This window comes from Lachnoanaerobaculum gingivalis (genome assembly GCF_003862475.1).
Classification (GTDB): domain Bacteria; phylum Bacillota; class Clostridia; order Lachnospirales; family Lachnospiraceae; genus Lachnoanaerobaculum; species Lachnoanaerobaculum gingivalis.
On sequence record NZ_RRCO01000002.1, the window covers coordinates 495,638 to 506,414 of the forward strand.

The window sequence follows — 10,777 nt, forward strand, 5'->3', positions numbered from 1 at the left end:
TTTGTAAGTATTAATGGTTTATTCCTCTATCCTTTAAATACTTACAGCATTGATATGTCCAATCAGTTTGAATTATATCAAAGCCATGGTCAACTAACCACCCCCATCCTTTATCCAGATCATCAATCATTGAGACATCATCCGTATGCCCGGCTGAAAGAGGTACTTTATAATTGTATAATACTGCATTCCCCCATAAAGTCTTGCCCCTCTTCTTCATACTCTCTATATATTCAGGTTGTATCACAGGGGACTCTTCTGTTTTAAACACAAGTTCAGCACCGATATAATTTATATTCATTTTTTCAATTATTTCTGAAGCATTATCTTCTTCCATATATATCGGCATAAACATATAATCAGGTGCCACATCTTCAATTATCTTTAAAACACTTGGAATCGGGGCATGCTTAAGTAAAACCTGATCTCTCATGTTATGTCTTTCAACTACTTTTATGACATCGGGGATACAATCCCCAATGCGATCAAGATTTAAAATACAACGTCCCTTAAAATGCTCTAATATATCGTCAAAAGAATTTATTCCCCATTGTGTAGGATTAAAATCAACATTGATAAGGCGAAGTTTTTTTATCTCTTCACTGTCCAGTTTTGTAAGATCAATGTTTTTATTAAGTTGATACGGTTCTTTACCTGTATGAAAAATAAATATTTTACCATCAGTACTTTTAAAAAGATCCATCTCTAAAATTGAAGCACCGCCTTTTAGAGCGATATCAAATGCAGGTATTGTATTACAAGGAATATTGGAACCTGCCGCTCCACGATGAGCCACAATCTGTACATTATCATTATTGTATAAATGAAGTGTATTTTTCATTCTAACTTACCTCCGGCATTCCAATTTATACTATCTTCGGAACACGAAATCCTGCTTTAACAATATCATCTTCAATATCATCTCCTAAATGCATGCAATAAACACGTTGTCTTTCTTCATACGGAATAATCTCACATAATTTCTTAAGAGAAAAATGTGATGTACTGTCTGTATCTAGGAATGTACATTCTTGATACATAGTCTTTATTTCTCTTGATAGAAAGGCGTTTAAAATATCAGACGGAACATTGCTTGTATCACCACTGTAGTATATCTTTTCTCCATTACATTCAAAAATAAATCCGCAACATAACATATCTGTAGCATGGCTTTCTCTCTTCACATAAATAGATAATCCGTCCGCTTCGCATTCTTTGAAGTCTTTTGTGAAATTATATTTATCAGTGTGAACTCCACTTTGATCCAATATATTTACAATGGTATCTTCCTCAGCTGCCAATAATACTTTTTTATCAAGTACATTTTTACAAAAAGAAAGAAAAGATCCCAGACTACCGATATGATCAGCATGAAGGTGTGTAAGCAGTACAACTATATTATCATAATCATATATTTCATTACGTGAAAACATAGCTCTAAAAGTACTCTCTCCACAGTCTATTAAGTATAGACAGTTATCATGCTCAAAAAATGCACAATTACTTCCCAGTACCGGATAATATGCCGCTCCTATTCCGGTGAATTTTAATTCCATTTTATCTCCTTATTTTCCTATAATAAAATTTTTATATAAATCACCATAAGATTTCTCTATCTTGTATAGATGCACTCAAATCTTCATCACACCCCATATCCAACGGACTTGGCTTTATAAACTCTCCCGATTTTCCTTTAATATAAGCCCCTTTACTATTTAATTCTACTATTGCATACAACGGGCTCTTATATGGAAATGTATATTGAAGATTTGGAAAAGCCTCTTCTATTTCATCTGAAAATCTATGTTTTGCAAACTTTGTTCCGATCCAATGATTTGACATACTGTTTAGAGTATAGTAATACACTCCTTTATCACATTCCAATCTATCTACATGTGTATGTCCGTTTATACAAAGTCTAACTTTTTTACCGCTTCTATTTGCCTTTATGAATAAATTTGAAAGTTCATCAGCATTTTTTATACCTCTGGGGCCTTCATTTAGAGGTTGATGTGAAAATATTATTTTAGGCATATCAGATTCCAACAGTTCTTTTTCAATCCATTCCATTTGTTCAGAATCAATATATGGTAAATCATCAGAATCAAAATAATCCCCATAATAATAATCTTTAAGTTCTCCGGTCTTCGTTTTAAAATTATTACCATCAAGCACTAAGAATTTCCAACCTTTACATATGAAAGAGTAATATCTCTTATCCATTCCATAGAGCTTCATCGCCTGTTCCTTTGAGCAAAAATCAAACTCATGATTTCCAAGTACATGATAATGTGGTTTGTAAAATTTATTAAATTTCTCCAAGAGTTCAATTTTCGGTACATCAACCGGTACTCTCATCGCATTTTTAAGATTTATAGGCATATTCTTTTCTGAACATAGGCATTTACTTGTATCCTCCGGGTAACAAAAATCTCCCAGTTGAATGATAAAGTCAACATCTTCTTTCTTCATTTGTTCTATGAATGTATCCAGTCGTATTCTTCCATCATGCATAATATCCAGATGTAAATCAGTAAAAATCCCAAATTTCACATTACTATAATGCATTTTGCCACCTCAATTATTATTAAATTAACCCTTAACACCACCTGATGTCACCCCCGCCACAATTTTATCGGAAAGGAATAGGTATATAATTACAGTTGGCATAAATACAATTACTACAGATGCAAACATTCCGGCCCAATCACCTGATTGCATCATTGATTGTACAGTCTGATAAAGACCTACACCTACAGGGCGAAGTTCAGATTTATTGGCAAAAATCAATGCCATAAAATATTCATTCCATCTGCTTATAAAGTTAAAAATTGTTACTGTCATAATAGCAGGTTGTGCCAACGGAAACATGATTCTCCAAAAGCATTGTATCGGACCACATCCGTCTATTGCCGCCGCTTCTTCATACACATCAGATATCCCCTGGAAAAATGCCATTAGAAAGAAAGTTGTGTATGGTACTGAAGTTGCCGTATATATAAAGATCAAAGTCAAATGTGTTCCACTCAATTTTAATGTACTGACAATTGAAAATAGCGGCATAACAATCATAATACCGGGAATTCCAAGAGCTGTAATAATACTCTTTTTAATCAAACCGTTAAATTTAAACTTAAATCTGGTAAGGCAATATGCTGCAGGTGCGCTCACTATAATAGTGAGAAAACATGAAGGTACTGTATAAATCACTGAATTTAAAAGATTCATCAATGCCTTATTTCTAAAGAAAGCTTTAGTATAATTTTCAAAATGTAATCCTGTAGATAATACATTACCCGTAAATACCTCTTTTGTTGATGACAGTGAAGCTGCAATAATCCAGCCAATCATAAATATTGTAAAAAATGCCCAAATAATTCCAATAATGTAACTAGGTAATAAAGTAACTTCTTTTCTCCATCTGAAATCGGACTTTCTTTTATTGTTCTTCATCACTTCACCTCCTACATCTCATAGTTATCATCTTTAATTGCATGATTTAGAATCATTGACACAATAACTACGATAACTGTCATTAGCACTGCCGCAGCGGCGGCCATTCCTGCATTTACCGACTCTGAGGCTACTTCCGTTCCAAACAAAGTCTGATATGTAAATAGCATAGGTGTATATGTATTTACACCTGAGAAAACTTGTGATAAGGCAAAAAATCCCATAGTTCTTGTTGTCCACAATACTATTGCAGTCCTCAAAACACCTTTTGTCAAAGGGAAAATAATATGTCTAAAGCGTTGAAATCCTGTGATTCCCTCTAATGATGCCGCTTCAAAGTAATCTTGTGGTATCTTTTCAATTCCTGCTATGAACATCATCATAAAGTATCCTACATTACCGAATACATTTGCAATACACATTGAGAAAAACATATGATCTGAATTTAGCCATTGATAATCTGCTAAAGCTTTTAATCCAAGTCTTGCAAACATAGTTGTAAGAAGTCCAAATCTGCTATTGTATACGTAAAGTAACCACATATAACCTACTGCAATAGCTGCAATTACATTTGGAAGGTAAACTATAGTTCTAAAAAACTTTTTGAATCGAATATCCTTTGTGAAAGCCAGTGCAAACAACATAGATAAAACCATTGTAGCAATACCGTTGTAAATCCATATTTTTAGAATATTTACCATGGATCTAACAAATAAAGGTGTTTTAAATAACTTAAAAAAATTTCCAAAACCGACAAATTTCCAGTCCATTAGCGGAGTAGTTACACTCTTTACCTTAAACAAACTCATGGCAATAGTTCTTAATGTCGGATATAAAAATATAACTACCATAAGTACTACAGCCGGTAGCATAAACGTAATAATCGACCTTTTCGTCTGTTTCATAAAATCCTCCTTATGAAAAAATGTAAAGGCAAGATGCCTTTACATTTTAGCAATGATTTTATCACTGATATATACTAGAACTTAGATGCCATTTCAACAAATTCTTCTGCGGTGATACTTCCACCCATCAGCTTTAAACAAGCATCTGCAATAATCTGCTTACTGTTACCATTTAAGATAAGCGCCGTCTGTGACGGATATCTGTTTGTATACTTTGACATAACCTGTTGTGCATCTTTTAAACTATCCGGCCATACACCGTCAACACCGACAGGAATAGCATTTGCCATATCAGAAAACTTCTGATCGAATGCTGTAGTTACATAAACTCCAAAAGCTGCTGCCGCCTTAGCTTCTTCCTCTGTTGCATCCTTATTAATTGCTATTCCATAGCTGCTGTAGCATCCTGATGTCTGATCATCAACTCCGCCTTCCACAGTTGGAAATGCGAAAGAACCCCATTTGAAATCATCCGGTGTTGACTCTTTTACTTCGTTAGGAAGCCATGTTCCATTGATGTACATTGCTATTTTTTCATTTATAACCATACTTTGCTGTGCATTCGGATATGTATTGGTTTCTATAACCGGATCAAAGTATCCCTTCTTTGCCATATCCTCAATAGCTTTAGCCGCCTCTAACACCTTCGGATTACTCCATGCTGACGGATCATTGCTCAATTTTGTGACCTCATCATTACCCATTAAGCGGCTCATATAATATCCAACCCAGCTTGTAGCATAATTGCTGTCTGTAGTAACCGGAGTATATCCTTTTGCTTTGATTTTTTCGCAAGCATCCATAAATTCTGTCCAGGTTTCAGGATATTTTGTTATCCCGCAATCATCAAATATGTTTTTATTGCAAAAAATCATAAATGCCTGCGGTGCGTAAGGAAAATATGAATACTTTCCATCAAAAAGCTTAGCAGACAACCCCGACATACTTGGCATAATTTTATCAACATATTTCTCTCCACCGGTTGATTCGTATGACTCTTCAAAATATGGTGTAAGATCCAATGTCAATTCTGACCACATTGATTTAATATTATCAGCATTAGCATCCATCATTGTAACCTTTGTTCCTGCTGATACTGCTGAGCCAACCAGGTTTCTGTTATCACGACCGTTAAATGTAAAATTAATTTTGACACCCGGATTAGCCTTCATAAATTCATCTGCTGCTTCCCTTAATGCATCTGCCTGAGCTTCAGTTTCACTCCAACTTGACCAATACTCAATGTCTGCACTTAGATTTGCATCACCACTCTTTGCATTATCTGCAACGGATTCTGCAGACTTTGTAGTCTCCTCTGCAGGCTTAGATGATCCACCACCACAAGCTACCAGTGACATTCCCATTGCTACCGATAATGCAGCTGCCAACACTTTTCTCATAATTTTCCTCCTATAAAATCAAGGTTCTCTTTTTAGTAATTTTATTATAACGTTTAAATTGAAACGTGTCAATATTTTTTTTACTTCTATAAAAACATTATAATATTCACTTATGCGTCCTTAATAAGCTTATTAATCTACAGCTATAAAACCAACACTTCATTCGAATATAATGCAAATAAAAAAAGCCCCGGTTTGAGGCTTTTAAATGGATTATCTTTTAAATAATCATAATTTTACTTAATATCTTATTTCTTAATTTCCTGCAAATTCTTATTTATAAGTGCAAGCACCTTTTCAGGATCCGCCTTATCAGAGCTGAAGAATGAAGACATTTCTTCTACAAGCATGCCACCCATTATTCCAAGCATACTCTTTTTAACCTTCATTGAGCCGAATTGATTTACAATAGATACTAATATATCTCCCGCTTTATCATTTCTGATTACATCTTCCACTGTATCTTTTATACTGAAGTATTCAGGATTAAACTCAAGCTTTTTTACATCAAAACTTTCCTTGTCTATATCATCAAACCGGTTCTTAACGCCGCTCTCTTCTTCTTCATCCGTAGGTCTTATATATCCGGCAAAAGGTTTCTCTTCTCTGATAAATGTGGTTCTGTCAGCTATTTCCTCATCATCACTTATGCCTACAGCCTTTATATAATTTGCTCCCATATCAAGACTTACATTCTCAAATATAAAAATCTTTCCACCTTTCTTTTCGCCAAGGTCCGTACCGTTTACAAACAACTTTACCTTTTCCATATTTGAATAGATTTTTATATTTATCTTTTCGTCACTTCTGATTGCAAATCTCTTACTTGCGATGTGAACAAATTCCTCATCTGACCAATATGCCTTATATACATAGAAAGCGTCTTTCTTTATTTTTCTGTCTATCGTTACAAGACCTTTGTTGTTTCTACCCTTAACACCGCCTTCATCTCTCATATCACAGCCAAAGTCAAACATATTCCAAACATATGAGCCCCATATCTCAGGTCTTTCAGCAAGAAGTTTTGCCATATGCTCATGATACTCAGCCTGATACTCCTCTGTATAATCCTTGCAGGCAGGTGTATTTGAATGCCAACTTATAATACCCTCACAACCATACTCTGAAAGTCCTACAGCTCTGTTTGGATGCATGGCTCTAAACTTATCAAACCATACTTCGTTATCTGTATACTGTCCGCCATACCATCCAAAGTATAGATTGTATGCAAGTATATCTGTGATCTGATTGTGATCAGAATCCATAGGAAGCATTGACACCTGAGCCATTGTTGTAAGTCTTGTTTTATCAATACTCTTTACAAGCTCATCCAGCTCTCTTAAATTATCTGTAAGTCCCGGAATATCTCCCGCAATCGTTATTTCGTTTGAAATTCCCCAAAAGCATATACTGCTATGATTATAGTTTTGATAAATAAGCTCTTTCATCTGCTCCATAGCATTCTCATGTGCTTTTGGATTCTTATTCATTCTCGATATAAAAGGAATCTCAGCCCATACTACAAGTCCATATCTGTCACAAAGCTCATAGAAATAATCATCCTGCTGATAATGTGCCAGCCTTACACTGTTGGCACCTACGTCCATTATCAAGTCATAATCGTCAAAATGGTCAAGCTCTGCAAGTGCATTACCCTTTCCAAGCCTGTCCTGATGTCTGCTCACACCTCTAAGAGGTAGGCTCTTTCCATTTAAGAAAAATCCCTTGTCCGGGTCTATATAATATTCTCTGATACCATGATTTACCTCTACATTGTCAAGTACTTCATTATGTCTTACAAGCTTTACACTCAATTTATATAAGAATGGATCTTTTACACCGTTCCAAAGATGGGCATCATCTATTTTCAGGCTCAGCTTTGTTATCTTCTTTGCAGGTGCAACAACAAAACCTACATCCTCATAGCTGTCACCATCTTTTACTTCAACCATTACCATGTCTGATTCGTTTGGATCTTTTACATAGGCGGTAATGTCAATTATTGCATCTTCTCCTTCAATCTTAGAAGTAACAGCAACACCACTGCCAGCATAATACTCTATATCAAATCTTGTCTTAGGCACCGATATAAGACTTACATTTCTGTATATACCGCCATAGAATGTAAAATCAGCCATCTGAGGATATACATCGGAATGATTGGCATTATCCACTTCTACAGCCAGCATAAGAGCGTCTTTTTTCTCAAAAAATCTTGTGATATTAACTCTGAATCTTGAGTATCCGCCTCTATGCTCCTGTACAAACTCACCGTCAATATATACTCTTGCTATAGAATTTACGCCTTCAAAATTTAAGATAAAATCACTCTCAGGTGATACAAGCGGTCTGATAAGCTTCTTTACATATACTGCTTTACCTTTATAATAGTCATTTCCGCCGTCCTGACCGTCAAAACCGTTATAGGTATGGGGAACATTGATCATATCAAAGCTCTCATCTATTATAAGTTTGTCGGTGACTTCAATATTCTTTTTGAAAAGCCAGTCCTTATTTAAATCATCTATGACTCTCATATATTTCCCTCCTAATTATAGTATCATTATTTTATAGATGAATTATAACAAGAAAATTCATTAAAAAATACTGTCTTTCAGCAAGAAATCAATCTTTCAATTTTTGAAATAAATTGTATACATAACATTGTTAGTTTTTAAACAATTTCTATTTAAAAATCAAATTTTTATAGTCAAGAGATTGAAAGTTATATTGTTGACTTCATATTTTTAATAGTGTATAGTATCTTCGTAAATGAATAATAATATTTGTAATAGTTTATTTTTTATAACTCTTACAAATCTTAAGTACCTAGGAGAAAGAAATGCCAAACGATTTTGTTTTTAGAGATCAATTGCCTATAGCGCCTCTAAAGATTGCCGCTCTTGAAAGCTGCTATGATTTTGCCAAGAAAGTCAATGATTATATTGTTGAGTTCAGAAGAAATGATACTACTGAGCTTATGAACAGTAAAATGGACTTGCATTACAGAGGCTATGACTGTGATAATTATCTTCTTGATATTGCCTGTCCCAGATTCGGTTCCGGTGAAGCCAAGGGAATAATAAAAGAATCAGTTCGTGGTACAGATATATTTGTAATGGTGGATGTATTAAACCACTCTCTCAGCTATAAGCTGAACGGTTTTACAAACTATATGTCACCTGACGATCACTATCAGGATCTTAAAAGAATTATCAGCGCAAGTATTGCCAATGCAAAAAGAGTAAATGTTATCATGCCTTTCTTATACGAGAGCAGACAGCATAAAAAGACCAAGAGAGAATCTCTTGATTGTGCTCTGGCACTTGCTGAACTTGCGGATATGGGTGTAAGCAATATTATCACTTTTGATGCACATGACCCGAGAGTACAAAACTCCATTCCTCTTACAGGATTTGACAATTTCATGCCTACATATCAGTTTGTAAAGGCATTATTTGAAAATGTACCGGATTTGAAGGTAAGCAAAGATGATATGATGATTATAAGCCCTGATGAAGGTGCTATGAACAGAGCGGTTTATCTTGCAAACAACCTTGGTGTGGATATGGGTATGTTCTATAAGAGACGTGATTATTCAAAGGTAATTGACGGCAGAAATCCTATAGTTGCTCACGAATTCCTTGGAAGCAGTGTGGACGGCAAGGATGTCATTATCATGGATGATATGATTTCTTCCGGTGAAAGTATGCTTGATACTGCAAAAGAGCTTAAAAAGAGAAATGCAAAGAGAATAATTATCTGTGCTACATTCGGACTTTTCACAAACGGTCTTGATAAGTTTGATGAATTCCATAATCTTGGACTTATAGACTATGTTTGTACTACAAATGTACATTACAGAAACCCTGAACTTCTTACAAAGCCATGGTATCTTGAAGCAGATATGACAAAGTATCTTGCCGCTATTATAAACTCATATAACCATGATGTTTCAATAGGTAAGAGCCTCTCACCGACACTTAAAATCCAAAACTTTGTATCAAGATTTAAATAAGAATAAAGGGATGCTCGGAAATAAGTGATTTTACTTCCCGACATCCCCTTTTTTTAATTCACTTGCTCATATCCAAAAGTGTTTGTTAATAAAAATATGCTTTTCACAAATAATCATTCAAGCTAAATATTTCTACCTTTTTGAGATTTAACTCTCTTGAAAATTGCAATACATATTTTAATGATTAAATAAAGTCCCCAAAATACTATAAACGAATAACCAGATATAGTGCTTTTCAAGTCCCACGTAGTATGGAGTATAAAATGCGTAACCAAAAAGCCGGCTATTATTTGCACTACTAGAATAAATAGCGCCCATAATATCTCCTGTTTCAAAAACTCCTTCATATTTTACTTTCTCCCAGCTCGCTTATTACAAAAACAAGCTCTTCCCTTAGTTCTTTAATACAACCTCCAATTTAGTTAGCTTCTGCTAACTACTTAGTATTATAACATCAATGAAGAAATATTACTAGTATTTATTGTTCTGTCTGCTCTATCTCTTTAATAAGTTCATTTTTAAATTTTCTGATATGGTTGAAATAGGTATCGATACTCTAAACATGATATTTTACCCTTTTGACATCTTGCACGTTAAGCATCTCTTAATGACGTTATTGATTTAAAATGGATTTCTATGCTCCATTAGATACATATTTCTATCAAAAGTCTGCACTCAATTATAGATATCCATATAATAAGACTTTTTCACAACTCTTATTTGCCATTTAATGGTACAATCGCAAGTGTTTTTCCCAATGGTGCCAAGACTTTTAATATTGTATCAAGTTGTGGACTTGTTTGTCCTTTTTCCATCCTTGCTATTACAGGCTGTTTTACACCACTTAATTCTTCTAATTTCTTTTGACTCAATCCCTTTTCTTGTCTGGTTTTAATAAGTTCTCCTATCAAAGCAACTCTTAAGTCACTTTCCAATATTTCTTCAGGTGTTAAAAGCGAATCTATAAATTCTAAAGCATTCTGCCCAATCGCACTATTCAT

General features: G+C 34.5%; 9 protein-coding genes. 1 reads left to right on the forward strand and 8 read right to left on the reverse strand.

The window, feature by feature from the left end; genetic code table 11:
• Positions 1-10 precede the first annotated feature (10 nt).
• From EHV10_RS06510 to EHV10_RS06540, 7 genes are all read right to left on the reverse strand, one after another.
• Entirely contained in the window at positions 11-841 is an 831-nt protein-coding gene (locus tag EHV10_RS06510; protein ID WP_128673964.1) for a glycerophosphodiester phosphodiesterase family protein, read from the reverse strand.
• 25 nt (positions 842-866) lie between these two features.
• Positions 867-1,556 carry an MBL fold metallo-hydrolase gene (locus EHV10_RS06515; protein ID WP_128673965.1) on the reverse strand — a complete coding sequence of 230 codons (690 nt, stop codon included), beginning with the start codon at positions 1,554-1,556 and terminating at the stop codon, positions 867-869.
• Between the two features lie 40 nt (positions 1,557-1,596).
• Positions 1,597-2,568 carry a metallophosphoesterase family protein gene (locus tag EHV10_RS06520; RefSeq protein ID WP_128673966.1) on the reverse strand — a complete coding sequence of 324 codons (972 nt, stop codon included), beginning with the start codon at positions 2,566-2,568 and terminating at the stop codon, positions 1,597-1,599.
• A 24-nt stretch (positions 2,569-2,592) separates the two neighbouring features.
• Positions 2,593-3,453: a carbohydrate ABC transporter permease gene (locus tag EHV10_RS06525; RefSeq protein ID WP_128673967.1), complete on the reverse strand. Its 861-nt coding sequence runs from the start codon at positions 3,451-3,453 to the stop codon at positions 2,593-2,595.
• A gap of 11 nt (positions 3,454-3,464) precedes the next feature.
• Entirely contained in the window at positions 3,465-4,358 is an 894-nt protein-coding gene (locus EHV10_RS06530) for a carbohydrate ABC transporter permease (protein WP_128673968.1), read from the reverse strand.
• Between the two features lie 74 nt (positions 4,359-4,432).
• Entirely contained in the window at positions 4,433-5,758 is a 1,326-nt protein-coding gene (locus tag EHV10_RS06535) for an ABC transporter substrate-binding protein (protein WP_128673969.1), read from the reverse strand.
• Between the two features lie 248 nt (positions 5,759-6,006).
• Entirely contained in the window at positions 6,007-8,295 is a 2,289-nt protein-coding gene (locus EHV10_RS06540; RefSeq protein ID WP_128673970.1) for a glycoside hydrolase family 2 protein, read from the reverse strand.
• A 305-nt stretch (positions 8,296-8,600) separates the two neighbouring features.
• On the opposite strand from EHV10_RS06540, the gene EHV10_RS06545 reads away from it, so the two are divergent.
• Positions 8,601-9,776: a ribose-phosphate pyrophosphokinase gene (locus EHV10_RS06545; RefSeq protein ID WP_128673971.1), complete on the forward strand. Its 1,176-nt coding sequence runs from the start codon at positions 8,601-8,603 to the stop codon at positions 9,774-9,776.
• A gap of 716 nt (positions 9,777-10,492) precedes the next feature.
• On the opposite strand, the gene EHV10_RS06555 is transcribed toward EHV10_RS06545, so the two are convergent.
• Positions 10,493-10,777, reverse strand: a complete 285-nt coding sequence (locus EHV10_RS06555; RefSeq protein WP_128673973.1) for a helix-turn-helix domain-containing protein — start codon at positions 10,775-10,777, stop codon at positions 10,493-10,495.

Coding starts and splice junctions, on each gene's coding strand:
- EHV10_RS06545 (WP_128673971.1), top strand. CDS start 8,601: ATGCCAAACGATTTTGTTTTTAGAGATCAATTGCCTATAGCGCCTCTA.
- EHV10_RS06525 (WP_128673967.1), bottom strand. CDS start 3,453: ATGAAGAACAATAAAAGAAAGTCCGATTTCAGATGGAGAAAAGAAGTT.
- EHV10_RS06535 (WP_128673969.1), bottom strand. CDS start 5,758: ATGAGAAAAGTGTTGGCAGCTGCATTATCGGTAGCAATGGGAATGTCA.
- EHV10_RS06530 (WP_128673968.1), bottom strand. CDS start 4,358: ATGAAACAGACGAAAAGGTCGATTATTACGTTTATGCTACCGGCTGTA.
- EHV10_RS06520 (WP_128673966.1), bottom strand. CDS start 2,568: ATGCATTATAGTAATGTGAAATTTGGGATTTTTACTGATTTACATCTG.
- EHV10_RS06555 (WP_128673973.1), bottom strand. CDS start 10,777: ATGAATAGTGCGATTGGGCAGAATGCTTTAGAATTTATAGATTCGCTT.
- EHV10_RS06515 (WP_128673965.1), bottom strand. CDS start 1,556: ATGGAATTAAAATTCACCGGAATAGGAGCGGCATATTATCCGGTACTG.
- EHV10_RS06540 (WP_128673970.1), bottom strand. CDS start 8,295: ATGAGAGTCATAGATGATTTAAATAAGGACTGGCTTTTCAAAAAGAAT.
- EHV10_RS06510 (WP_128673964.1), bottom strand. CDS start 841: ATGAAAAATACACTTCATTTATACAATAATGATAATGTACAGATTGTG.